We start from the raw sequence: 23,801 nt of genomic DNA on the forward strand, positions 1-23,801 counted from the left end.
GTTTTCATTTCTGGCAGGTTTAGCAGATGTCATTGCCCCCCGGATTTCTGGACGAATTGCGCACGCGGCTCAGCCTGTCTCAGGTTGTCGGGCGCAAAGTCATGTGGGACCAGCGCAAGTCCAATCAGGGCAAAGGGGACATGTGGGCGCCTTGCCCGTTCCATCATGAAAAGACGGCCTCGTTCCACGTGGATGACCAAAAGGGGTTTTATTACTGCTTTGGCTGTCACGCCAAAGGCGACGCGATCAGTTTTGTGAAAGAGACCGAGAATGTCTCATTCATCGAAGCAGTCGAGATTCTGGCCCGCGAAGCCGGGATGCCGATGCCTGCGCGCGATCCGAAGGCGCAGGAAAAACAGGACCACCGCACACAGCTGGCTGAAGTGATGGAGCAGGCAGCGCAGTTCTTCCGCCTGCAGCTCAAGACGGGGGCAGGAGCCGCCGCACGAGACTACCTCACGCGCCGCGGGTTGAACGCGCAAGCGCTGGACCGGTGGGAGATTGGATTTGCCCCGGACGATTGGCAGGCGCTGTGGGACCATCTGCGCGGCAAGAACGTGGCCGAGGACCTGATCCTTGGGGCCGGGCTGGCCAAGCCGTCAAACAAGGGCAAAAAGCCTTATGACACCTTCCGCAACCGCATCATGTACCCGATCCGCGACCCGCGCGGACGTTGCATCGCGTTTGGCGGGCGGGCGATGGACCCCAATGACAACGCGAAATACCTGAACTCGCCCGAGACCGAGCTGTTCGACAAAGGGCGCAGTCTTTACAATCAAGGCCCGGCTCGACAGGCGGCAGGTAAGGGGCAGCCGCTGATCGTGGCCGAAGGTTATATGGATGTGATCGCGCTGGCCGAAGCAGGCTTTGGCGCGTCGGTTGCCCCATTGGGTACCGCCATAACCGAACATCAGCTGCAACTGCTCTGGCGGATATCGGACGAGCCGATCATTGCGCTGGACGGCGACACAGCAGGTCTGCGCGCTGCGATGCGGGTGGTTGATCTGGCTTTGCCGATGCTCGAAGCTGGAAAGTCGCTGCGGTTTGCCCTGATGCCCGAGGGCAAAGACCCCGACGACCTGCTGCGCGCCGAAGGGGCAGGCGCTGTGAAGGCCGTGCTGGATGGTGCCATTCCGATGGTCAAGCTGCTGTGGCAGCGCGAGACCGACGGCAAGGTGTTCGACAGTCCTGAACGCAAGGCGGCTTTGGACAAGTCCCTGCGCGAGAAAATCAAGCTGATCCGCGACCCATCGATACGGGCGCATTATGGGCAAGAAATCAAGGACCTGCGCTGGCAGTTGTTCCGTCCGCAACGGCAGCCGCAATCCCGGCAATGGCAACCGCGCGGCAAATGGGTGCCGCCAAAACAACCCGCCACGCCCGGCGCGCGGTCCTCGTTTCTGGCCTCGTCCGAGAATGCCGAGATTCAACTGCGCGAAGCGGCCATTCTGGCTATTGCCGCGCTTAACCCCCAAGTCGTCGTGCAGTTCGAACACCAACTGGAAGAGATGGAATGCCGCGATGTTGATCACGCCGCATTGCGAACTGCAATTCTGCGCCACGCGATCGATGACCCGGACAATCTGAAGGACCACATTGCCGAAACTTTAGGGCCTGAGGCCCTTGAAAACCTGCTGGCCCTTCGCCATGTCGCCGTAATCCCCTGTGTGTTCAAACCGGGCGACGTTGAAAAGGCCGAGATGACTCTGGCCGAAGAACTCGCGAAAATCAAAGCGCTCCGGGGGTTGGATGCTGAGATTGCCGAAGCCGCAGAGGAGTTGTCCGATCTGGCCGATGAGGCGCTGACATATCGGCTGGCGCAAGCGGCAGAAGAACGCAACCGGACAAACCGAAGCCAGAATGAAGACAGGGCCATATTCGACATCGCCGACAACGGGGCGCGAATCAACCGCGACGAGAAAGACGCGTTCGAGGCAATCATGTCCGGCATCAAATTCGAGCGGAAACGCCGGTAAAATGGTGTTTTCGTAAGGCACTGGAAAAGAAAAACGGGTAAACGGGTGGCCGAATCACTTCTACGCGCTAATGATTCGGTTCAATCGAATCACCCATCCCTGCAGGAGCATTGAATGGCCGCCAAAGACACGACCGAAGATCGCAAATCCGACGAGCAGGACCAGGAAATCTCGCTGGACATGAGCCAGGCCAACGTCAAGAAGATGATCGCCGAGGCCCGCGAGAAAGGTTACATCACCTACGATCAGCTCAATCAGGTTTTGCCGCCCGATCAGGTCAGCTCGGAACAGATCGAAGACGTTATGTCTATGCTCTCCGAGATGGGCATCAACATCATCGAAGATGAAGAGGCCGAAGAGGAAGAGAACAAGGGCTCGACCGAACTGACGACCACCGAAAGCAACCGCGAGGTTGCGTTGGCCGGGGCCGCCACTGAAAAGCTGGACCGCACCGACGATCCCGTTCGCATGTATCTGCGCGAGATGGGTTCGGTTGAACTGCTGAGCCGTGAGGGCGAGATTGCCATCGCCAAGCGGATCGAAGCAGGGCGCAATACCATGATTGCGGGCCTGTGCGAAAGCCCACTGACCTTTCAGGCAATCACCATCTGGCACGACGAATTGCTGTCCGAGGATATTCTGCTGCGGGATGTCATCGATCTGGAAACCACATTCGGCAACCAACTGGACGAAGATGGGGACGCGCCAGTTGTTGACGCGTCGGCGGTGCAGGCTGCGAAACCCGCGAAAGAGGCCGGGCCGGAACTGGATGCCGATGGCAACCCGATCACCAGCGACGACGACGATGACGAAGACGATCAGGCCAACATGTCGCTGGCCGCGATGGAAGCTGCATTGAAGGATCAGGTTCTGACCACGCTGGAGCGGATCTCAACCGATTTCGCGATGCTGTCCGAAATGCAGGACAGCCGCATTTCGGCCACCTTGAACGAGGATGGCACGTTCAGCGAAAAAGACGAAGAGACCTATCAGAAGTTGCGGGCCGAGATTGTGCAATTGGTGAATGGTCTTCACCTGCACAACAACCGGATCGAAGCGCTGATCGACCAACTTTACGGTATCAACCGTCGCGTCATGTCGCTGGACAGTTCGATGGTGAAGCTGGCCGATCAGGCACGGATAAACCGTCGCGAGTTTATCGACGAATACCGCGGGCGTGAACTGGACCCCAACTGGCTGGCCGAAATGGCGGAAAAGCCGGGCCGGGGCTGGCAGATGTTCATCGAACGCTCGACCGCGAAGGTCGAAGAGCTGCGCAACGACATGGCTCAGGTCGGCCAATATGTAGGTCTGGACATCAGCGAATTCCGCCGCATCGTTCAGCAGGTCCAGAAGGGCGAAAAAGAGGCGCGGCAGGCCAAGAAGGAAATGGTCGAAGCCAACCTGCGTCTGGTGATCTCGATCGCCAAGAAATACACGAACCGCGGCCTGCAATTCCTTGATCTTATTCAAGAAGGTAACATTGGCCTGATGAAGGCGGTAGACAAGTTCGAATACCGTCGCGGCTATAAGTTCTCGACCTATGCAACGTGGTGGATTCGTCAGGCTATTACGCGTTCAATCGCGGATCAGGCACGCACGATCCGTATTCCGGTTCATATGATCGAAACGATCAACAAGCTGGTCCGGACCGGCCGCCAGATGCTGCACGAGATCGGCCGCGAGCCGACGCCAGAAGAACTGGCCGAAAAGCTGCAAATGCCGCTTGAGAAGGTTCGCAAGGTGATGAAGATCGCCAAAGAGCCGATTTCGCTGGAAACTCCGATTGGTGACGAAGAAGACAGCCAGCTGGGTGATTTCATCGAGGACAAGAATGCTGTGCTGCCGCTGGACAGCGCCATTCAGGAGAACCTCAAGGAAACCACGACACGGGTCCTGGCCTCACTCACCCCGCGTGAAGAACGTGTGCTGCGGATGCGTTTCGGCATCGGTATGAACACCGACCACACGCTTGAAGAGGTGGGTCAGCAGTTCAGCGTGACCCGCGAACGTATCCGCCAGATCGAAGCGAAGGCGCTGCGGAAGCTGAAGCACCCCAGCCGATCCCGAAAACTTCGGTCCTTCCTGGATCAGTAAGTATCAAGGCGCCTCTCCCGAGGCGCCTTTTTTTATTCCGGACACTCTTCACGATGGCCTGTTCTCCCATCACATTGGCGGGAACGCACAAGGGCTGGACCTTCTGTCCTTCTATATCCGTTCTGTCCACTCATGGGACGGGCCGGGGCGAGGTTTTTCAAGCTGATGACCCCCGGTCTCACGTCCGTATCGGGTGTTCTGTTCGCGTCTTGAACGCGCTGGGCGGCTGGCCTGTCCAACGTTTGAAAGCGGTCGAAAATGCGGCCTGATCGGCATAGCCCAGCGAATAGGCGATTTCGGACAAGGGCATTTCATTCTTGATAAAGGTCTGCGCCAGGTCGCACCGCAGATCGTCGACAACATCGCGATAGCTGGTGCCTTCGTCCCTGAGGCGCCGACTGAAGGTTCTAAGGCTCATCCCCAGATCAGCCGCGAGGCTTTCGGCCTGCGGGATTGCGCCGGGCAGGGATCGGGTAACCAGCCCTTCGACCTTGGCACGGGTCAGATGTTTGGGCGCGCCTCTCTCAGAAAGCAGGCGATCTGCATATTCCAGCAAGTGCTCTCTGAGTTGGGGGTCATAAGTCGGTACAGGCAGGTCCAGCGCTGAAAGAGGCAGGATAATCTCGAGGTTCTCAGCCCCAAAGGTCACGGGAAAACCGGCAAGCTTTTCAAATCTTCGGGCGTGGTCACCGACCCTGTGCTGAAACCGAATTTCTATCGGATAAAGATCGACTTGCGTCAGGTTCCGCATTCTGGCCAGGGCAGCAAATATCAGGAATTCGGTGCGTCTGTGATACCGCGCAAATCCGGGGTCTTTCCACTCGGCTTCCAAGGTCGCAAAGTTATCCGCGACGCGCAGGTTAAGCGCGATGGCAGGGTCGATGATACCGTGAAAGCGCGAGAGGTTCTCCATCACCTGTTTCAGGTCGCGGGAATACTTGCTGATATAGGCGGTCACGGTCGAGGCTGATGTAACCTCAAGACCCGTGCGGGCCGCAAACGTTATGTCATGGGTGGCGTCACATGCATAACGGATAAACAAAGCCTCGCTTTGTACGCTGTAGGTGGTCACCGGCGGCGCGATATCCTGAGGGCGCAGCCCTGCCATTTTCAGGACATCGCAGGACATGTCGCCATTTCCGGAATAGCGGTCCAGCGCCTGAACAAACAGATGAAGTCGGCCGATATCGACATCCATCGCGAAACAGTACCTCAAATTTTCAATTACATACACAAACTATTGCGGAATTGTCTTTCAGGATCGACGGTGCTGACAAGTGGATTTCACACAGAAACAAGCCGTCGGTGGCAGTTTCTCGAAATTTTTTGACCGGTATGGACAAGCATCGCCATGTGCAACGAACCAATTCAGTGGTGTTGCCGGGTCCAGACCTTTATGGGGATGAGGTCAGAGCCTCGGGGAAATCACCAGCCTCTGGTTAAGGCTCCCCGGCACGCCCCCACACCTTTCATACATGTCGCATTGCTTCGCTCAGGTGGTTTTGTCAGGCTGGCTTTAAGTCAATAGTTCCGGTGTAAAACCTTGCAGGATATTTTTGAGAATACAGCGGTTTATGACAAAAACCTAATTGTGTTTGACGGCGAATGCGTGCTGTGTTCGGGGTTTTTCCAGTTTATGCTGAAACGTGACCAGCGCCATGTTTTTCAATTTGCAACGGCGCAGTCCCCGCTTGGGCAAAAGCTATATCGTGATCTCGGCCTTCCCACACAGGATTTTCCAACAAATCTGGTGGTCGTGAATGGCGCTGTTTTTCAGCATCTGGATGCATTTGCAGCGGCGATGCGACAGTTGCGCGGCCCATGGTCGCTGTTATCAATGTGTCGGTTTCTGCCTTGGCTCATCAAGGATCCGACCTATCGCCTGATCGCACGAAACAGATATGCATTCTTTGGGCGTTCCGAAACATGTCTGGTTCCCAGTCCCGATATCAGGGCTCGTTTTGCCGAAAACGGGTACTAGCGATGGGCGATCCCTTTCTTAAGGCGGTAGGATCGACCGAAAGGTTGCCAAAGGCGGTTCGAGATCTGCACATGAGCGAGGGCTGCTTTGCAGGACGCTGCGATATCGAACGTGGCAAAGGGATATGGGCTGCCCTTGCAACACGTCTGGCCGGGTTTCCGCAAAGCGGCAAAGACGTCCCCGTCTCCCTGCACATTGATATTAATGGCGAATTCTGGTCATGGAATCGGAATTTTGCGGGCCACAAAACCCGATCAACTCTGAAATATGATACAAAAAGAGAGTGTGTCCGTGAATCTTTTGGCGCGATCTCGATCTGGTTGCAGCCCATTTGGCAGGAAAACGGGATGCATATCAAAATTCTCCGCCTGACCGTGTTTGGCATCCCGATGCCATCTTTTTCCTTGCCGCGTTCAAGAACGCACGAATGGCAGGACAAAGCGGGGCGCTTTCGGTTTGATGTGTCTGCGGACGCGCCGGGACTGGGGTTGTTGATCAGGTACCAGGGATGGCTCACGCCGGTTCACGCAACGCATGAGACGGATTAAACAGAACGTGAGCGACCCTGTGCCGACGAAGCTTATGGCCTAACCTTTTTGAGACACACAATCAGGGAAGAAATGACAATGAAACATACACGGACATTTGCCGCGATTGCCGCCCTGGCGTTCAGCATTCCAATGACGGCTGACGCGGCACCGCACGGGTACCGGACCGAGCCGATAAACGCCACCGATTTCGAAGTTATTCCGCGCGGCGACCAGCGTACCGAAGGATACTGGTGCGCGGCAGCGGATTATGCACGGCGTACATTGGGCGCGGGCTGGCGCGATCGGATCTACGTGTTGCGCGGGTATGGGCCAAGCGTCACCACCGGTCGTAAAACGGCGGTTCAGTTCTCGACCAAGCCGCCCCAGAATGTGGGTGCACAGCCAAGCAGCTTTGTTACAATCGGTTTTCAACCTGGCACCAGCATGTCTGTACAAGGCGCGAATGCCAGGTGTAACTATCGACCGTTCTATAACGACTGACAAAACGGCGAGACACCGCGAATGCAGACTGAATTTGTAATCCGGACCCAAGGATCAGGTCTTTACGAATTCACGTCCGAGGTGACGCAGTGGCTGGGGCAGGTGGCGACGGATGGCTTACTGACGCTTTTTGTTCGCCACACCTCCTGTTCATTGCTTGTTCAGGAAAACGCAGACCCCGAAGTTCAAACTGATCTTCGGGCGTTTTTCGAAAGGCTGGTGCCGCCGTCCAATCACCCGGCAATGTCGTATCTTCGGCATACTTATGAAGGCCCCGACGACATGCCAGCGCATATAAAGGCTGCGCTGTTGCCGGTATCCTTGTCGATACCTGTGGTGCAGGGTCGCCCGTGCCTTGGAACATGGCAGGGGATATATCTGTTTGAACACCGCACGGCACCACACCAGAGACGGATTGCAGCGCACCTTGTCTGACCCTTTATCTAGCGGTTGAAATTTCCGACTACCCAAACTCTAGTTGCTGCCCTATAGTTGTGGATAAGTAAGTCGCAGCGCTTACAAAAAGAGGCGGAACAAGGGACGAGGAGACGGCGGATGCGCTGCCCGTTTTGCGGAAATATCGATACTCAGGTAAAAGATTCACGTCCGGCAGAGGACCACGTGGCAATCCGCCGACGCCGGTTCTGCCCGGCCTGTGGCGGGCGGTTCACGACCTATGAGCGTGTGCAGCTGCGTGATTTGGTTGTCATAAAGACCAATGGTAAGCGCGAGGATTTCGATCGCGATAAACTGGAACGTTCGATCCGCATCTCGATGCAGAAACGGCCAGTTGATCCCGAGCGGATCGATCAGATGATTTCGGGTATCGTGCGTCGGCTGGAAAGCATGGGCGACACGGATATCCCGTCCCACAAGATCGGTGAGATCGTTATGGAAGCTCTGGCGCGGATCGATACCGTCGCGTATGTTCGCTTTGCGAGTGTGTACAAGAATTTCCAGGCGGCCGATGATTTTGAGGAGTTTGTCCACGAACTGCGCCCGCCGCAGCCACCGACGGACGAGTGAGCGAAAAAGATAAGCGTTTCATGGCGCTGGCCCTGTCACTGGGGCGGCGCGGTCAGGGGATGTGCTGGCCAAACCCTGCGGTGGGGTGTGTTATCGTGCGCAAAGGCCGGATTGTCGGGCGCGGTTGGACCCAGCCGGGCGGCCGCCCCCATGCCGAAACCGAGGCTTTGGCGCAAGCCGGGCAGGCCGCACATGGCGCGACCGCCTATGTGACTTTGGAACCCTGCGCCCATCACGGCAAAACACCCCCCTGTGCCGAGGCTTTGATTGCTGCGGGTGTCGCCCGTGTCGTGGCAGCCGTGGAAGACAGCGACCCACGTGTCGCGGGGCAGGGCTTTGCCAAGTTGCGCGAGGCCGGAATTAAGGTCGTAACCGGTGTCCTCGCAGAGCAGGCGGAACGTGATCTGGCGGGCTTTTTTCTGAAGACCGAACAGGGACGACCTTTCGTGACCCTCAAGCTGGCCAGCAGTTTTGACGGGCGGATCGCAACCTCGACCGGGCACAGCCAATGGATTACCGGGCCACAGGCGCGCCGCGTTGTCCATGCCATGCGTGCGCGACACGACGCGGTGATGGTCGGAGCGGGTACAGCGCGGGCTGACGATCCCTCACTGACAGTTCGGGATCTTGGCATAGATCATCAGCCCGTGCGCGTTGTGGTTTCGCGCCATATGGATATTTCCCTGATGGGGCATTTGGCCCGCACGGCATCAAAGACACCTGTGTGGCTCTGCCATGCGCATCACCCGGATGCCGAGCGCGCGAAAGCCTGGGAAGGATTGGACGCAAGGCTGATCCCCTGCGCGTTGAAGGATCATCAGATTGACGCGGTCGATCTGCTCCAACAGTTGGGGCAAGCCGGTCTGACCAGCGTCTTCTGCGAAGGCGGGGCGGCGCTGGCTGCATCGCTGCTGGCCGAGGATCTGGTGGATGAATTGGTCGGATTTACCGCTGGATTGACCATTGGGGCCGAAGGTCTGGCTGCTGTGGGAACATTGGCTTTAACGACACTGGACGCCGCGCCACGGTTCGAACTGGTTGAAGCGAAAGTGGTGGGTGGGGATATCCTGCACCGTTGGCGCAGGGCGTCTGACTAGGTTTAGCGCCACAAGTGCGCATGTGTCGCAAACACGCCCTGAAGTTTTGACAGAACTCGATTGAACGGACCGGTCGGAGCACAAGTGCCCTGCGCCAGACGTTCAACGGCAACCTCGACCGGGCAGGGTTGCCCTGTGACCGGGTCGAAATAACGAGGGTAATCAATCAAGGTGGCATGGACGAGGCCCATCAACGTCGGTCGTGCGCCTCGCCGGGCGGGAACAGCCCCCAGATCCGTGGTCAGCCCCCAACCCGCATAAAAGGGCGCGCCCAGAGTTGTAACCTTCACGCCGCGTAGCAAAGCCTCGAACCCCAGAAGCGACGTCATGGTCCATACTTCCTGCACGTGCGGCAACAATGATGCGGGGTCTGTTTGGGTTACGACAATGTCTGCAATCGCCTCGGCATCGATCCTGCCTTCGCGCAGACCCGCTTCGACATCGGGGTGGGGTTTGTAAATCAGGATCGCGTCGGGATTGGCATCGCGCACAGTTTTCAGCAGGTCCAGATTGTTGCGGACCGCGCTGGTACCCAACAGGATCGAGGCGTCGTCCTCGACCTGTCCGGGCACAAGAATACGATGGCCTTCGGGCAGGGTGCTGGTCGGATTGCCGGTATTGTATTTGCTCAGGCCGGCGGCCAAAAGGTTTTCGACAAGACGTTCCGCGCGCAGGTCCTGATCCGGCCTCAACGTTTCACGCAAAGTGATCAGCTCTTCCAACTGGCTGGGTTTTGTCGGGTCGTAATAAATTCCGCTCTCGTCCGTCACCAGCGACAATGGCGGGACCAGTGCCGCCCCAAGCCCGCGTGAACGCATGAACCCGTCTTCGACCCGAACCGCCCCTTCGGTGTTCCTTGCCTGGCTGGCCCAGACCATGTGGGGGCGGTCCAGTGTGCCGGGTTGAGATGCCGTAAAGCGCAGCTTTCCATGTTGCCCGAAAAACTGTTGCAGATGCCTGCGTTTCCACAAGCGCATCCCGGATGCCGTCCAGCCGTTCTTGTCCTGTCGCCAGGCGCGGGTCTTTGCCTCTAACGTGTCCAGTACCGTTTCCAGTTCGCACAGCTGATCGCGATAGGGGTCATACCAAGTCGGGTAAAGCAGCATGGCGGCCGCGAACAATTGCGCCCGTGTCAGGCTGCGCTGGCGGTGCGGAACGGGTCTGTCATCCTGCGTCAGGCCCCATCCGGCATAGAAAGGTTGGCCGAACACACGCGGTTTGTGGCCTGCCAGAATTGCCTCGAACCCCAGTTGCGAGGACACGGTGTAGACAGCAACAGCCCCTTCAAGCAACGGCCATGGGCTGATCGCGTCGCTGAACTGCGTTATCCGGTCTGACAGGTCCTGATCGGTAAAATGCCCCTGACGGTGACCCGCCAGTGTTTCAGGATGCGTCTTGATCAGGATGCGCGCGCCGGGGTTTTCCTCCTGCGCCAACACAAGCATTTCAAGAAACCGGGCGCGGTCCGCTCCGCTTGCTGTTACCGACGCATCGCCGACCGTCTGATCAATCACCAGAACATAACCCGGATCGGGTGGTTCAAGATCGAGATCGAAGGCGGAATACTTGCTGAGGTTAAGCTCTCTGATCCGCGTGATCGCGGCGCGGGCACGGTTCAGCAGGGCCGTGTCATCCAGAGGGTGCGTGGCCAGCACTGTTTCAAGTTCAGACGGCGTGGCGGCATTGAAATGCAGGCCGGAACGATCCAGCAACAGCCCCAAAGGGGGCTCGCCATTCCGGCCCGGGTGCAGAGATCTGAGAAAGGCGTCCTCGACCCGCAGAATCGGGGCAGCGTGTTTTTCAGCAATCTTAAGACCGCGATGTGCTGTCGGGCTGTTGCCCCAGACGCCTACGCAATCGCCTTCTTTCGGAAATCCCAGTCGAATGTCGTAACCCGAAAGCGACAGAATTCGTCTCAGACGTTTCTGGGTCAGAAAGCCGCCGTTATAAACAAACAGCCGATTTTGCCCGCTCCCGGCTGACGTGTCGGGATCGGGCCGCATGCATCAATTGCCGGTTAGCGTGGCAACGTTTGCAACGGGAGTCAGACCGCCTGCGATAAGTGAGATCGACTTGCTCCACTGCGCATAGGGCGCTTCGGTCACGTAGATCGTATCATCGTCCCGGATCACGAAATCGCGTGCAATGAACAGGCCGTTGGGGGCTGTCAAGTTCAGCAGGTAGATCATGCGCTGATCCCCTTTGAGGTCGGCCCGTCCGGTGACACTGCGGGCGACATCCTGACGTTCCTTGCGCAGAATGAAGATACCCGTTGGATCCGAGGACAGCGTCAGCAGACCGCCGACCTGCGCCAAGGCTTCCAGTGCCGACAGATCCTGACTTTCAAACGCCACTCGCGACTGGCCCCCGGTTGCGCCAAGGGCGATATACGATCTGCTGTCCTCTTCCACCAGAATGCGGTCGCCACCGCGCAGGGCGACGTCCAGCTTGGGGTTGCGGAACAGGTCCTCGTACCAAACGGTACCCTTCTGATCGCCCCGGATCAGGGTCACCAGCGCGATGTCCGACGCGACCGAGACCCCGCCCGCCTGGGACAACATACCAAGCAGCGATCGGGTTGGCCGTTCAATCGGATAAATGCCCGGTGCGGCGACCGTGCCCGTCAGCGAGACGGTGGACCCGTCACCCGCGACGCGCCGTACTTCGACCTGCGGGTCCGGCGTTTGTTCCTGAAGCTTGTCTGTGATCAGAACGCGCAGCTGTTCCGGCGTGTTTCCCGCGGCCCGAATCCGGCCTGCATAGGGGACAAAGATAAATCCGTCACTATCAACCTGAACCTCGTTCAACGCGGTCGCAAGACCGGTTTCGCCTGACAGCAAGCCATCGTCGACGTTTTCCCAGATGGTCAGCCCCAGCACGTCACCAGGGCGGACGGTATCTGCGGTCAATGTCTGGGCACTGCTGAAGGAGGACGAAAAGCCGTACTGAGGAATGGCGGACGTCGCGCGTGTGACATTGTCGTCAACTTCAACGACATATGCGTTGCCCCCGTTTTGAACTGAACCGGCCAGAATTTCGGATTTGTTCGGTCCGGATTTTGGTAGCTGGCACGCAGCCAGCAGACCAATTGCAGCCACAAGGGACACACCCCGCATCCATCGCCTAGGAGAGACTTTCACCGCCCGATATCCTCAGTCTTTTGTAGTTGCGTGCAGACTAGCTGGTAAGTTGCTTAACTTCCAGTCAGACACCACCCGTTTCATTCGACGACTTTCAACTGTGTCGTTCGCGCCTCGTTCGTGTTCAGAACCGATTGGTAGGGGTCGTTGGTGTCCAAAAGCATATCCACGGCGCGGCGCAGCAGCTGACGGCGGCCGCGCCTTGAATAGAACCCGCCGGGTACCTGACTGGTTTCCAGAAGAAATTGACGATAACAGCGATAGGCTTCGGCATCCGGGTGATGGGGATCGGCGAAAAACGCCGCGATTGGCTGCTGCGAGACGAAATCGGGCTTGTCATAAACCGAACGCCCGAAAATGCGCAATGGAATGCCTCGCCACAAAACCTGCTGTCCGGCGGTGGAATTCACGGTGACGGCCGAATTCGCCTCATCCAGCAATCTGGCCAGTTTGCCGCCCGGCACATAATGAACCCGGTCGCCGATGCCATGTTTTCCGGCTATCTCGCGGGCCCGGCGTCGCAACGGTTCGCGATGGTTTTCCAACGGGTGTTCCTTTACCACCAGCCTGTGATGGGCAGGCGCGCCCTGCGCAAATCCTTCGATTACCAGCTCAAGAAATTCACACATGCCCGAAAAGCTGGAATGAGCCTGCACCGAGCTGTCATGCCCAAGCTGCAACAGTACCAGATGATAGGGGTATCCGCCCCATCTGACCCGCGCCGTTGCCACACTTCGTTGAAGGCGATGAAAAGGCATCAAAAACAGGCGCTTGAGGTACAATCTGAATTCTTGCGAGACAGGTAATTCCCTGTGCGGTTGAAAGTTGCGGTAGCGGCTGTTCAGGGCCATCACGAACCAATGATAAAGGGCGCCATAGAAGATATGGTGCCGCATGTCTCCCCAATGCGACGGTGGCGGCGGCGCCTTTCGGTCGGACAGGGCCAAGGCCTGGCGCATCTGCTGAACGTCCAGCGACATCAGCCGGGAATTTCCGTTTGATCCGTCCCGCTCATAAGTCACCCACCATGGGCGCAGATACCCCTCCTCGAATACATGAACGGTAACTCCGCAAGACCGCGCGATTTCGACCGCACGCGCATGTATGGGTCTGGTGTCGCCATATAGAACAATATCCGTAACAGCTTTTTCAGCGATCAAAGAGGACAGTGTTGCGGGCCAGTTTTCCGGTTTGTCCTGAAACGGGATGTAGCTTGCCTTGTCAAACCAGAACGCCTGATCGCCTGCATTGAACCCAACCCGCCAGACCCGAGCCCCCGTGGCGCGCAACATACGCCCCAAGGCCGGGAAAAAAGGTCCGTGCGGGCCCTGAAGGAACAGGAAGACCCGATCATGAGACCTTGAAGGCGGGTGCGGCATCCGAACTGCTCGTATTGTTGTTGTTGCCAAAACTATGCCCGTTTGGTCGGTGTACGGCAAGGCAGGGCTTGCCCGCGCGGCCCGTTGGCCTTACCTCGACGGTGATAGTCAGGCACAGGTTAGGAACTGAGGGTTAACGGAATGTTTACAGGGATCGTCACCGACATGGGCACCGTCGCCGAGCTGGAGCAGCAGGGAGACCTGCGTGCGCGGATCAGGACTGCGTATGACACTGCGGGCATCGATATCGGGGCTTCGATTGCCAGTGACGGTGTTTGTCTGACCGTGATCGCGCTGGGCGACGATTGGTATGACGTCCAGATCAGCGCGGAAACCGTCTCGAAAACCAATCTCGACACCTGGACTGTCGGCAAGCGTGTCAATCTTGAACGTGCCCTGAAGGTTGGTGACGAATTGGGCGGTCACATCGTCTCGGGCCATGTGGATGGCGTAGCCGAGGTGATCGCGATTAAGGAAGACGGCGACAGCACACGCGTCACCTTGCGCGCGCCAAAGGATCTTGCACGGTTCATCGCGCCCAAAGGATCGGTGGCATTGAATGGCACATCCCTGACGGTCAATGACGTGACAGATTGCGATTTCGGCATCAACTTCATTCCACACACCAAAGAGGTCACCACTTGGGGTGACGTGCAGGTCGGTGACAGGGTCAATCTTGAGATCGATACGCTGGCCCGTTATGTGGCGCGTCTGGCCGAGATGTCCTGATACCATACGTCGCGTCGGAGCAGACCTGCGCCGTTTGTGGACTGGTCTTTGTGCCCTCAGTGGTCTATTCCGCCGTTCAAACATGCCATGCGAAAGGCTGCCCAATGAGCTTTGAGACACCCGGCCCGGTCGAGGCCCGGCTGCGCGATGCGATCAGCCCGATCGAAGACATTATTGAAGAGGCGCGTGCGGGCCGGATGTATATCCTGGTCGACCACGAGGACCGCGAAAACGAGGGCGATCTGGTGATTGCTGCCGAGTTCGCCGATGCCGAGGCCATTAACTTTATGGCCACCCATGGCCGTGGCCTGATCTGCCTGCCGATGACGGCAGAACGGGTCGAAGCACTTGGGCTGCCGATGATGGCGGTGAACAACTCATCCCGGCACGAAACCGCATTCACCGTGTCCATCGAGGCGCGCGAAGGGGTCAGCACCGGGATCTCTGCCGCCGACCGTGCGCTAACCGTGGCGACTGCGATCAACGAGCAAAACACGATGGCTCATATCGCAACGCCCGGCCACGTCTTCCCCTTGCGCGCCAAGCGGGGTGGGGTGCTAGTGCGTGCCGGTCATACCGAGGCTGCCGTTGATATCTCACGTCTGGCCGGCCTGAACCCCTCGGGCGTGATCTGCGAGATCATGAAACCCGACGGCACCATGGCGCGTCTGCCCGATCTGGTTGAATTTGCGCGAGAGCACAACATGAAGATCGGCACGATCAGTGACCTGATCGCGTACCGGTCGCGCAACGACAATCTGGTGGTTGAAACCTCGCGTCAGATGGTGACGTCAGAATATGGCGGCGAGTGGGAGATGCGGCTGTTCACCGATCAGACCCATGGCATCGAACATGTGGTCATGATCAAGGGCGATATCACCACACCCGAACCGGTGTTGACCCGCACCCATGCTCTGCACGAGGCCCCCGATATTCTGGGTCTTGGTCCGAAATCCTCGCGCGAACTGCCGCGTGCCATGGAAAAGATTGCTGAAGAAGGACGGGGCGTGGTCTGCCTGTTCCGTCAACCGCGCAACTCGCTATATGCGACGGGTGACGAGGGACCGCGCACCATTAAACAAACCGGTCTGGGGGCCCAGATCCTGTCCAAGATGGGAATTCAGGAACTGGTTCTGCTGACCGACTCGCCAGAAACCGTATATCTGGGGCTTGACGCGTTTGGCCTGTCCATCGTCGGTACCCGTTCGATTTTGAAGGAAGACTGATCATGGCTGCTCAAGACGAACATGGCGTTCTGCCGACACCGAAATTTGACAAGCCGGTCAAGCTGCTGATCGTGGCGGCGCCGTTTTATCGTGCGATTGCCGATAACCTGATCACGGGCGCGAAGGCCGAAATCGAAGCCGCGGGTGGAACCTGCGAAGTGGTCGAGGTGCCCGGCGCGCTGGAAATCCCGACCGCCATCGCAATGGCCGACCGTCAATGCAACTTTGACGGTTACGTCGCGCTGGGTTGCGTCATTCGCGGCGAGACTACGCATTACGAAACTGTTTGCAACGACTCCAGCCGGGCCATCCAGTTGATGGGCCTACAGGGCCTGTGCATCGGCAATGGCATTCTGACTGTGGAAAACGACGCGCAGGCCGAAGTCCGCGCGAACCCGAAAAAGATGAATAAAGGGGGTGGGGCTGCTGCTGCGGCCTTGCATCTGATCGCGCTCAGCCGTAAGTGGGGCTCTTCCAAAAAGGGCGTTGGTTTCAAACCGCCGTCCGAGTCCATCCTCGTGGCGGGCGACAGCAACGGACCCTCGACAGCATGACCAAGACAGACGCGCCGAAACCGGCCAACCAGAAACGCCTGATGAAATCCGCCGCCCGGCTTTATGCCGTGCAGGCGCTGTTCCAGATGGAACAGTCCGGGCAAACGACCGAAGCTGTCGTGAATGAGTTTCTGGATCACCGTTTTGGCGCTGTCTATGAGGGTGAGGAAATGTTGGACGGTGATATCAGCGTCTTCCGCTCGTTGGTCGATAATGCGGTGAACTATCAGGCGGCCATCGACCAGATGACGGACCGTGCGCTGGTCGCCAAATGGCCGATCGCTCGGATTGACCCGACCTTGCGGGCGCTGTTCCGTGCGGCTGGGGCAGAGCTGACCCAAAGCGACACGCCGCCAAAGGTTGTCATCACTGAATTTGTTGACGTTGCGCGTGCGTTTTTCCCGGAAGGCAAAGAGCCGAAATTCGTCAATGCTGTGCTGGATCATATGGCCCGCGAGGCACAGCCCGAGGCATTCTGACGCCTTTACGAGAACCAGATATGCGCTAACTTGAATGTCATAGCGCAAAGAGGTTCGCCATGCCCAAACTGATCCGCCTTTATATCACGCAAGTTGCCTGGGGCTTTGTCATTTCGGCTGTGTTTGTCGGCGTCCTGTTGGCGCTGAATGTCGCAAACCTGCGCCATCTGATAACCAGTTCGGAAATCGGTCTTATCGCTTTGGTGATGATCTGGTTCATGAACGGCATTGTCTTTGCCGGTGTCCAGTTCGCCTACAAGATCATGAGCATGGCAGAAAAGCCGCAAGGCCCGCGCCGGGGAACACCGGTTTTAGATGATTTGAAACCAGTTGCGATCAAGCAAGAGGCGAGTGTTTCACGCTAATTTTGATGCCAGGCTTAATCACACCAAGCCTCTTATGGGTTCTCTGGCATAACGTGAGATGGTTGCGCCGACATTGACTGTTGCAGCTTCAAAGCAGATGCAGCCGCTGTCACGTTTGTATGCGGTTGATTTCAGCCTATCGCGGATATTCAGAATGGCGTATCTGGGGCCTTGGTCTGAACATATTCCTTCAATATAGCGCTTTGAATAACCTGCTAATAGGAAGGGACTTTGATCATCTTGTCCATGCGACTAGTTTGACAACATGGCCTCCGTACCACAATTAACCGACTGGATGATTACCGAAGGACGCCGCTCAGGCGACCCCGTGAAAGTAGTTTCTCATTTCTGCTCGTCATTAGTTGACGAAGGCGTTCCACTCTGGCGAGTCAATATTGGTCAGCGGTTCGCCAATCCGTTACTTATTGCATGGGGGATAGTCTGGACCCCTGACCGGACCGACAGCTACGACGTAACTCATGAAACGATGTCGACAGACGGGTATGTTGGCAGCTCATTTGAGTACATTCTGGAGCACAGAAAGCCACTTCATAAAAGTCTGCGACAACTTGATCCAAGGACCGAGCATTCATCGTATCTTGAATTCGCTGAGTCGGGTGGCACAGACTACTATGCCACCCTTATGTATTATGGTGATGGATCTCTGCACGGCTGTACATTTGTTACACAGGACCCAGACGGTTTTTCACCGCAACATCTGGAATTGATTGAGGAAGCTCTGCCTGCTCTATCGTCCGCCTTGGAACCCGTCACAATGCGCAAGTCAGCCAAGGGGCTGCTGCGAACATATCTTGGTGATGGGCCCTCTGATGCGGTTTGGAATGGGCGGATCAAGCGGGGCGAACGAACGACAGTTGATGCAGTTGTCATGTTTTCTGATTTGCGAGGTTTCACGGCTCTTTCGGAAGCCGCTCCCGAGGTGGATGTTTTTGACGCGCTGAGCGGTTACTTTGATCTGGTTGTGCAATCCGTAGAAGAGAACGGCGGCGATGTTCTCAAGTTTATGGGTGACGGTATTCTCTCGATCTTCACCATCGCAACTCAGGTTGACCACGCCGACCGATGCCGAAAGGCTGCGCAAGCCGCACAAAGTGTATTGGCCGGTTTGACGACGCTCAACAGTCGCCGCGTTGAGGCTAATAAGTCGTCTTTGGATGTAGGAATCGGGATCAATGTTGGGCAAGTCAGCTATGGCAATATCGGCAGTCCGGGAAGGCTTGATTTCACGGTTCTCGGGGGCGCAGTGAACGTTGCCAGTCGCATAGAAGGTCTAACCAAGTCTATCGGTCACAGAGTGCTGGTAACATCAGCGATTGCTGGGACCTCACCTGATCTGTTTTTGCCTTGTGGGGTTCACGAAGTTCGTGGCCTTGCTAATCCAATCGAATTGTTTTCTCTCATCGAAGGATAGCCTTGAACCAGTTTGCATGAATATTCTTGGGGCCAGGGAATGGGTGCTATGTTTCAACAGGAAGGCTGGTACACTAAGTCAGCATTGCTTTTGGAAGAATTGGGCTATCAGAGCGGATTAATTTGATCTGCATGACATCCAGGCGTGTAAAGACCGACGTTGGTGGTGCTCTGAGCCAATTCAGCAATGTGGCGGGACCACCAAACAACCGTGTGGTTTGATTCCCGAGGACCTGTATATACAGGTGGGCGCCAGGTAATCAGGCCAGGACCTGAACAGAGCCAGCCCCCTCGGAATTGCTTAAGGCCACCAGAATGCTACCTGTCACAAGAAGGGCAGAACCCGCCACGCGCTTAAGTAGGGCGTCTGACGGGTTCGCACAAGGGGTCAGGCATCAACAGTTTCATGCAATGCCGTGCGCATCTTGCCAAAGTGCTCGTCCCAACCCTTGTCCAGTGCCAGGATCAGGCCAAAGGCATCGGCCCCCTGCGGCAGGCCTTCATGCCGCAGGTCAAGGCGCGTCCCGCCTGCGACGGGTTCCAGGGTCCATTTGACGACGCTCACCGCGTCGCCCATCGGTTTTACGGTGAACGTGTATTCCAGATACTTGGGAGGGTTGGCAACGCGAACCTCACCCCAGATCAACAGGTCGCCGCTTGTTGTGCCAAACATCTCCAGCTTTTGACCCGCGGTCAGAGGATGTTTCGGTTTGTGGAACCATTCCGCCAGGCGATCCGGGTCTGTAAGATAAGCCCAAACCGTTTCCGGCTCGGCCCTCAGAAAGATCGATTTCTTCAGAACTGCATCGGTCATTTCGATTTCCTTTCAACAGCTTCCTTGAGAGAGTTGAGGCGATCGTCCCAGAACTGGTCAAAATATCTGAGCCAGTCCAGAACGGGGGCCATGCCTTGTGGTTCAAGTCGGTTAATGCGTTCGCGGCCACGGGTTTCAACGGTGATCAAGCCGCCGTCGGATAGCACGGTCAGATGCTTTTTGACCGCGGCCCGGGTCATGTCGAACCGGTCTGTCAACTGCCCGATGGTCATGTCCTGAGACGAAAGCAATTGTACAATGTCCCTACGTGTGGGATCGGCCAGCGCACGGAACGCGTTTTGAGTTCGGTTATCCATAAGCAACCCCAGAACAGATACCATTTGGTATCATATTAATGCGATACCAAATGGTACCATGTCAAGCGCGATGCAGTACTTTACTTTTGTTCACCAATTGTTCACATTTGGGGTATGTTGTTAGATTTGCAGCCCGGACAGAAGCTCGCGCGTGGCGTCGCACGCCACCTTGCCGCGCATGGTTTTGTTTCTGTTGAAGAATTCGTTCCGGCACGTGGTTTGCGTGTCGATGTGATGGGGCTGGGTCCCAAAGGTGAGATTTGGGTGATCGAATGCAAATCCAGCCGTGCCGATTATCAATCGGATGCCAAATGGCAGGGCTATTTGGAATGGTGTGATCGATTCTTCTGGGCCGTGGATACCGAGTTTCCGACCGATCTGTTACCTGATGAAACGGGCTTGATCATTGCTGACGCCTATGATGCCGAGATCGTGCGCATGGCGCCCGAGGACAAGCTTGCCCCGGCGCGGCGCAAGAAGATGATCCAGAAATTTGCAACAGATGCAGCACGCCGTCTGCATGCGCTGCGCGATCCGCGCTTGTAAAAGCTCAGCCTTTGACGGCGAGGGCGGCCTGTATCGCGGCGCGGATCTCATCGGCGATTTCTTCGGCTTCCTCGGGGTCGAAATCCATCGGAATCTCGATGCCGTCGGCTTCGATGAACAAGCGTACCATCCCCTGATCGGTCGGACCGATTTGCAGGTTGGCCTGAATATCGCGTTCGGTATTGATGCCCATCTATGCCTCCGAGACTGAGCATTCGTGCTAGCGCGCACGGGGTTGAGAATCAAGTCACCTTTGCGGTCAGATAAGACATGGAAAATGTGGTTCTCAGAACGTTTCGCCCCGATGATGCCGCGTGGCTGGTTGGACAGCACGGGTTACTCTATGCGCGCGACGAAGGATTTGATGACAGCTTTGCCCCATTGGTTGCGCGCATCCTTGAGGAGTTCATTGCCGACAATGACCCGTCCTTTGAAAAAGGCTGGATTGCTGAACGGGCTGGGCAAAGACTGGGTAGCATTTTCTGCGTGCGTGTTGACCAGACAACCGCCAAACTGCGCCTCTTCCTGCTTGTCCCCGAGGCGCGCGGACTTGGGTTGGGAAAACGGCTGTTACAGGCCTGTACAGACTTCGCACGCGAGGCTGGATATCGGGAAATGGTTTTGTGGACCCATGAAAGTCATACGGCTGCCTGCGCGCTTTACGGGGCGTTTGGCTGGGAACTGATCGACAGCAAACCGGTGCATTCCTTTGGCGTCGATCTTGTCGAACAAAGCTGGAGAATTCGGCTTTAATCCTCTTGCATTCCCCCGGCGCGTTCGGTACATCGCCCCTCACAAAGTGCCGCCTTAGCTCAGTTGGTTAGAGCGCTGGATTGTGGATCCAGAGGTCCCCTGTTCAAGCCAGGGAGGCGGTACCATTCCCCCCAAATCGACTGTCCGTGTTCGCATCACCAAGCGTATTACAAGGGTAGTGTAGGCTTGAATGCCGGAATTTACGGCGCGCTGTCCTTTAGCGCGCCAGGTTCAGTTTGAACCGCATTTTTGCCCGTTTGGCGGTGGGCAGGTGGCGGTTCAGGCGTTTGTTGATCAGGCCAAATCCCCCGACAATCACCAATGTCAGCAGGATGAAATAGAACGCCAGAATTGGATAGGGGATGAAGGGGTTGAACGTTTTGTCCGCGAAATAACTTGCGTAATAGAGCGCGTCGCCACGTTGTTGCCAGGCCGGAAAGGCCGAGAAGAAGACCAGCGTGGTGGCATGGAACAGAAAGATGGCTTCGTTCGTATAGGCCGGCCAGGCCAGACGCAGCATGGTGGGCCAGACGATCCGCCGAAACCGCGACCAGCCGGACATGCCATAGGCATCTGCCGCTTCGATATCTCCCTTGGGGATCGAGCGCAGGGCACCGTAAAAAATCTCACCCGAATAGGCTGCGGTGTTCAGGAACAGCACGATCAGCGCCCCCAGCCAGGCCGAGGTGAAGGCGTCGAACATCGGATATGTTTTCTTCAGCGACAGGAAGAAGAAATAAGCAAAGAAGAACTGGATAAAGAGAGGCGAGCCCCGGAACAGAAAGATGAACCATTCGGCAGGTTTGCGCAGCCATTTGTTGGTCGAGGCTTTGCCGACGGCCAGCGCGGTGGCCAGAAAGAACCCGGTCGCCAGCGCCATGACGCCGAAATAGATGTTCCAGATCATGCCCGAGCCGATCAGGGTGAACTGTTCGCACAGGGTGAAATCGGTCTTGGGCAGCAGGCGTTCGCCAAAGCCAAGCGACCGCAGGCCGTAATCCTGAATGGTCTGGATGCAGCTCATGATCGGGCTCCTTGGAAAGGAGATTGCGGGCGCGAGAGAGATTGCTGTGCAATCGCGTGCGGCACCCGGTTGCGGTCTTGAACGCGGATCATCATGCCGTGGTCTCCTTGCGCAGAAGCTCTCCGCCGGAAGTGGCCTGTCCGTGGGACAATCGCCGCATCAGTTTTTCAAGCCCAAGTTCCGAGAAACGGGTCATGCCAAGGTAAAAGATCAGCAGGAACAGGAAATACCACATGCGCCAGTCGCCATGCGGGTATTGCGTGAATTTCGAGGTTTTGGTGCCGCCCAGTTCGCGCGCCCAATACACGATATCTTCGACGCCCAGCAGGAAGAGCAGGGGTGTCGCCTTGATCAGCACCATCCACAGATTGGACAGGCCGGGCAGCGCGTAAACCCACATCTGAGGTACGAGGATTTTCCAGAAGGTCTGGCGGCGATTCATGCCATAAGCTTCGGCCGTTTCCAGTTGCGCATGTGGTACGGCGCGCATTCCGCCGAACAGGACATTGGCCGCGAAAGCACCAAAAACGATAGAGAAGGTGATGACCGCAAGGAAAAACCCATAGGTTTCATGCACCCATTCAGGCGCGGTTCCGAGCGGCAGCTTGGCGGCCTGACAAACGAGGAAGTCATTGCCCTGGCGGATTGGGTCGGTCCAGTCCGGGCACAATATCTTATGCCGCGTCCACTCAAACGCCTGATCCAACGCTATGACGAAGAACAGGAAAAACGCAATGTCGGGCACGCCGCGCACAATCGCGATATACCCTTTGCCCAGCCAGCTGAGCGGGGGGAAATGCGAGCGCGCCGCCATGGCACCTGCAAACCCGAAGCCAAGAGCGACGGGCGCGGTCACAGCCAGCAAGGCCAAAACCTTGATGAAAGACAGGTAGAACGACCAGTGGACGCCATTGGTCAGGTAGCATGAAAACCAGCGGAACGTGCCCAGCGTGTCAGGATCAGCGCAGTACGAGAACATATGGCGTCTTTCCAACGTCTGTTCCGGCTAGGCCGGAAGCGGCCCGGCGCCAAAGCACCGGACCGGGATTGGTCAGGTCTTAGTTGGTGACGACCGAACCGTCAGAACCGTATGTGGCGGTGCCTTCACCGAACCACTTGATCAGCATCTCGTTCAGCGTGCCGTCAGCTTTCATCGAAGTGATGGCTTCGTCGAACTTGCCGCGCAGTTCACCGTCGCTTTCACGCAGGCCCATGCCGACGCCGCCGCCCAGCGGAACCGGATCGCCGATAAAGACCAGCTCACCGCCCGATTCCTCGACCAACGGCACCAGATAGTCGCGGTCGGCCAGAACGGCATCGGCTTCGCCGTTACGGACGGCTGCAATGGTTTCTTCCGGGGTCGCGAATTCAACCAGGGTTGCACCGGATTCGGCAACGTGGCCTGCCTGGATCGTGGCGGTTTGCGCAGCAACGACACCACCGGTTACGTCTGCCGAGTCAGAGGTCGCGACATAGGCCGACGCGGTCGGCGGGTAATAGTCTTGGGTAAAGTCGATGACCTCATCACGTTCGGCAGTGATCGACATACCGGCGATGATGGTGTCGTAGTTGCCCGAGACCAGGTTCGGAATGATCGAATCCCAGTCGTTCTTGACCCATTCACACTCCAGGTTAGCGCGTTTGCACAGCTCGTCGCCGACTTCACGCTCGAACCCGTCGATTTCACCTGCATCGTTGATGAAGTTGTACGGAGGGTAGGCGCCCTCGGTGCCCATGCGGACCGTGTCGGCCATCGCGATACCAGCAGTCAGCGCCAGGGCTGCAGTGGACAGAATCAGGTTTTTCATTGGTTACTCCCCAGTTTTGGTTCTGTTC

26 protein-coding genes and 1 tRNA gene are annotated in these 23,801 nt (G+C 57.2%); 17 read left to right on the forward strand and 10 right to left on the reverse strand.

Annotation, left to right across the window (positions count from 1 at the left end; translation table 11 throughout):
* The first annotated feature begins 26 nt into the window (after positions 1 to 26).
* Both dnaG and rpoD read left to right on the forward strand, forming a co-directional pair.
* Positions 27 to 1,976: a DNA primase gene (gene dnaG, locus ACR0J7_RS08625; RefSeq protein ID WP_480481583.1), complete on the forward strand. Its 1,950-nt coding sequence runs from the start codon at positions 27 to 29 to the stop codon at positions 1,974 to 1,976.
* 114 nt (positions 1,977 to 2,090) lie between these two features.
* Entirely contained in the window at positions 2,091 to 4,073 is a 1,983-nt protein-coding gene (gene rpoD / locus ACR0J7_RS08630; RefSeq protein ID WP_209504318.1) for an RNA polymerase sigma factor RpoD, read from the forward strand.
* Positions 4,074 to 4,251: 178 nt separating this feature from the next.
* Here rpoD and ACR0J7_RS08635 read toward each other — a convergent pair whose 3' ends face one another.
* Positions 4,252 to 5,271: a helix-turn-helix domain-containing protein gene (locus tag ACR0J7_RS08635; protein WP_480486077.1), complete on the reverse strand. Its 1,020-nt coding sequence runs from the start codon at positions 5,269 to 5,271 to the stop codon at positions 4,252 to 4,254.
* A 393-nt stretch (positions 5,272 to 5,664) separates the two neighbouring features.
* Here ACR0J7_RS08635 and ACR0J7_RS08640 point away from each other — a divergent pair, with 393 nt between their 5' ends.
* The 6 genes from ACR0J7_RS08640 to ribD all read left to right on the forward strand — a co-directional run bounded on the left by ACR0J7_RS08640 (position 5,665) and on the right by ribD (position 9,208).
* Positions 5,665 to 6,054 (forward strand): thiol-disulfide oxidoreductase DCC family protein, encoded by a 390-nt coding sequence (locus ACR0J7_RS08640; RefSeq protein ID WP_480913899.1) that lies wholly within the window; start codon positions 5,665 to 5,667, stop codon positions 6,052 to 6,054.
* A 2-nt stretch (positions 6,055 to 6,056) separates the two neighbouring features.
* A complete protein-coding gene (locus ACR0J7_RS08645) occupies positions 6,057 to 6,602 on the forward strand; it encodes a DUF4166 domain-containing protein (protein ID WP_480913901.1) in 546 nt (181 codons plus the stop codon).
* 78 nt (positions 6,603 to 6,680) lie between these two features.
* A complete protein-coding gene (locus ACR0J7_RS08650; protein WP_480486072.1) occupies positions 6,681 to 7,085 on the forward strand; it encodes a hypothetical protein in 405 nt (134 codons plus the stop codon).
* Between the two features lie 21 nt (positions 7,086 to 7,106).
* On the forward strand, positions 7,107 to 7,520 hold the full coding sequence (locus ACR0J7_RS08655) for a secondary thiamine-phosphate synthase enzyme YjbQ (RefSeq protein ID WP_480486070.1): 414 nt from the start codon (positions 7,107 to 7,109) through the stop codon (positions 7,518 to 7,520).
* A gap of 120 nt (positions 7,521 to 7,640) precedes the next feature.
* On the forward strand, positions 7,641 to 8,111 hold the full coding sequence (gene nrdR, locus ACR0J7_RS08660; RefSeq protein WP_267367325.1) for a transcriptional regulator NrdR: 471 nt from the start codon (positions 7,641 to 7,643) through the stop codon (positions 8,109 to 8,111).
* Positions 8,108 to 9,208: a bifunctional diaminohydroxyphosphoribosylaminopyrimidine deaminase/5-amino-6-(5-phosphoribosylamino)uracil reductase RibD gene (gene ribD, locus ACR0J7_RS08665; protein ID WP_480913902.1), complete on the forward strand. Its 1,101-nt coding sequence runs from the start codon at positions 8,108 to 8,110 to the stop codon at positions 9,206 to 9,208. The genes nrdR and ribD overlap by 4 nt, the downstream gene beginning before the upstream one ends.
* Positions 9,209 to 9,210: 2 nt before the next feature.
* Here ribD and ACR0J7_RS08670 read toward each other — a convergent pair whose 3' ends face one another.
* The 3 genes from ACR0J7_RS08670 to ACR0J7_RS08680 all read right to left on the reverse strand — a co-directional run bounded on the left by ACR0J7_RS08670 (position 9,211) and on the right by ACR0J7_RS08680 (position 13,727).
* Positions 9,211 to 11,211 (reverse strand): capsular polysaccharide biosynthesis protein, encoded by a 2,001-nt coding sequence (locus ACR0J7_RS08670; protein WP_480913904.1) that lies wholly within the window; start codon positions 11,209 to 11,211, stop codon positions 9,211 to 9,213.
* A 3-nt stretch (positions 11,212 to 11,214) separates the two neighbouring features.
* On the reverse strand, positions 11,215 to 12,348 hold the full coding sequence (locus ACR0J7_RS08675; protein ID WP_480831723.1) for a polysaccharide biosynthesis/export family protein: 1,134 nt from the start codon (positions 12,346 to 12,348) through the stop codon (positions 11,215 to 11,217).
* A gap of 80 nt (positions 12,349 to 12,428) precedes the next feature.
* Positions 12,429 to 13,727, reverse strand: a complete 1,299-nt coding sequence (locus ACR0J7_RS08680; protein ID WP_480913907.1) for a capsule biosynthesis protein — start codon at positions 13,725 to 13,727, stop codon at positions 12,429 to 12,431.
* Positions 13,728 to 13,868: 141 nt separating this feature from the next.
* Between ACR0J7_RS08680 and ACR0J7_RS08685 the strand changes: the two genes are divergently transcribed.
* From ACR0J7_RS08685 to ACR0J7_RS08710, 6 genes are all read left to right on the forward strand, one after another.
* The gene (locus tag ACR0J7_RS08685) at positions 13,869 to 14,456 is read left to right on the forward strand and encodes a riboflavin synthase (protein ID WP_480910438.1); all 588 of its coding nucleotides are present in this window, start codon (positions 13,869 to 13,871) and stop codon (positions 14,454 to 14,456) included.
* A 104-nt stretch (positions 14,457 to 14,560) separates the two neighbouring features.
* Positions 14,561 to 15,682, forward strand: a complete 1,122-nt coding sequence (ribB, locus tag ACR0J7_RS08690; RefSeq protein ID WP_480899584.1) for a 3,4-dihydroxy-2-butanone-4-phosphate synthase — start codon at positions 14,561 to 14,563, stop codon at positions 15,680 to 15,682.
* A gap of 2 nt (positions 15,683 to 15,684) precedes the next feature.
* Positions 15,685 to 16,236: a 6,7-dimethyl-8-ribityllumazine synthase gene (locus ACR0J7_RS08695; RefSeq protein ID WP_480583515.1), complete on the forward strand. Its 552-nt coding sequence runs from the start codon at positions 15,685 to 15,687 to the stop codon at positions 16,234 to 16,236.
* On the forward strand, positions 16,233 to 16,715 hold the full coding sequence (gene nusB, locus ACR0J7_RS08700; protein WP_480481565.1) for a transcription antitermination factor NusB: 483 nt from the start codon (positions 16,233 to 16,235) through the stop codon (positions 16,713 to 16,715). Before ACR0J7_RS08695 ends, nusB begins: the two co-directional genes overlap by 4 nt.
* 59 nt (positions 16,716 to 16,774) lie before the next feature.
* Positions 16,775 to 17,080: a hypothetical protein gene (locus ACR0J7_RS08705; RefSeq protein ID WP_480481563.1), complete on the forward strand. Its 306-nt coding sequence runs from the start codon at positions 16,775 to 16,777 to the stop codon at positions 17,078 to 17,080.
* Between the two features lie 265 nt (positions 17,081 to 17,345).
* Positions 17,346 to 18,512 carry an adenylate/guanylate cyclase domain-containing protein gene (locus ACR0J7_RS08710; protein ID WP_480492680.1) on the forward strand — a complete coding sequence of 389 codons (1,167 nt, stop codon included), beginning with the start codon at positions 17,346 to 17,348 and terminating at the stop codon, positions 18,510 to 18,512.
* A 387-nt stretch (positions 18,513 to 18,899) separates the two neighbouring features.
* Here the strand turns inward: ACR0J7_RS08710 and ACR0J7_RS08715 are convergent, their stop codons facing one another.
* Together ACR0J7_RS08715 and ACR0J7_RS08720 are read right to left on the reverse strand one after the other, a co-directional pair.
* Positions 18,900 to 19,325: an SRPBCC family protein gene (locus ACR0J7_RS08715; protein WP_267365293.1), complete on the reverse strand. Its 426-nt coding sequence runs from the start codon at positions 19,323 to 19,325 to the stop codon at positions 18,900 to 18,902.
* Positions 19,322 to 19,642: an ArsR/SmtB family transcription factor gene (locus ACR0J7_RS08720; RefSeq protein ID WP_480476940.1), complete on the reverse strand. Its 321-nt coding sequence runs from the start codon at positions 19,640 to 19,642 to the stop codon at positions 19,322 to 19,324. The genes ACR0J7_RS08715 and ACR0J7_RS08720 overlap by 4 nt, the downstream gene beginning before the upstream one ends.
* Before the next feature lie 114 nt (positions 19,643 to 19,756).
* Here ACR0J7_RS08720 and ACR0J7_RS08725 point away from each other — a divergent pair, with 114 nt between their 5' ends.
* On the forward strand, positions 19,757 to 20,188 hold the full coding sequence (locus ACR0J7_RS08725) for an MmcB family DNA repair protein (RefSeq protein WP_209504302.1): 432 nt from the start codon (positions 19,757 to 19,759) through the stop codon (positions 20,186 to 20,188).
* A gap of 4 nt (positions 20,189 to 20,192) precedes the next feature.
* Here ACR0J7_RS08725 and ACR0J7_RS08730 read toward each other — a convergent pair whose 3' ends face one another.
* A complete protein-coding gene (locus ACR0J7_RS08730; protein ID WP_117869403.1) occupies positions 20,193 to 20,381 on the reverse strand; it encodes a DUF6324 family protein in 189 nt (62 codons plus the stop codon).
* A 77-nt stretch (positions 20,382 to 20,458) separates the two neighbouring features.
* Between ACR0J7_RS08730 and ACR0J7_RS08735 the strand changes: the two genes are divergently transcribed.
* Both ACR0J7_RS08735 and ACR0J7_RS08740 read left to right on the forward strand, forming a co-directional pair.
* On the forward strand, positions 20,459 to 20,941 hold the full coding sequence (locus tag ACR0J7_RS08735; RefSeq protein ID WP_480913909.1) for a GNAT family N-acetyltransferase: 483 nt from the start codon (positions 20,459 to 20,461) through the stop codon (positions 20,939 to 20,941).
* Positions 20,942 to 20,989: 48 nt separating this feature from the next.
* Positions 20,990 to 21,066 (forward strand) — tRNA-His (locus ACR0J7_RS08740).
* Positions 21,067 to 21,158: 92 nt separating this feature from the next.
* Here the strand turns inward: ACR0J7_RS08740 and ACR0J7_RS08745 are convergent.
* The 3 genes from ACR0J7_RS08745 to ACR0J7_RS08755 form a co-directional block, all read right to left on the reverse strand.
* Complete coding sequence (locus ACR0J7_RS08745) at positions 21,159 to 21,965, reverse strand: ABC transporter permease (protein WP_209595834.1); 807 nt, start codon at positions 21,963 to 21,965, stop codon at positions 21,159 to 21,161.
* A 91-nt stretch (positions 21,966 to 22,056) separates the two neighbouring features.
* Positions 22,057 to 22,944, reverse strand: coding sequence for an ABC transporter permease (locus tag ACR0J7_RS08750; protein ID WP_480481688.1), 888 nt, complete (start codon positions 22,942 to 22,944; stop codon positions 22,057 to 22,059).
* A 79-nt stretch (positions 22,945 to 23,023) separates the two neighbouring features.
* Positions 23,024 to 23,773, reverse strand: coding sequence for a transporter substrate-binding domain-containing protein (locus ACR0J7_RS08755; RefSeq protein WP_480481555.1), 750 nt, complete (start codon positions 23,771 to 23,773; stop codon positions 23,024 to 23,026).
* Positions 23,774 to 23,801: the final 28 nt, after the last annotated feature.

The sequence above is a fragment of the Ruegeria sp. O4 genome (assembly GCF_056535125.1).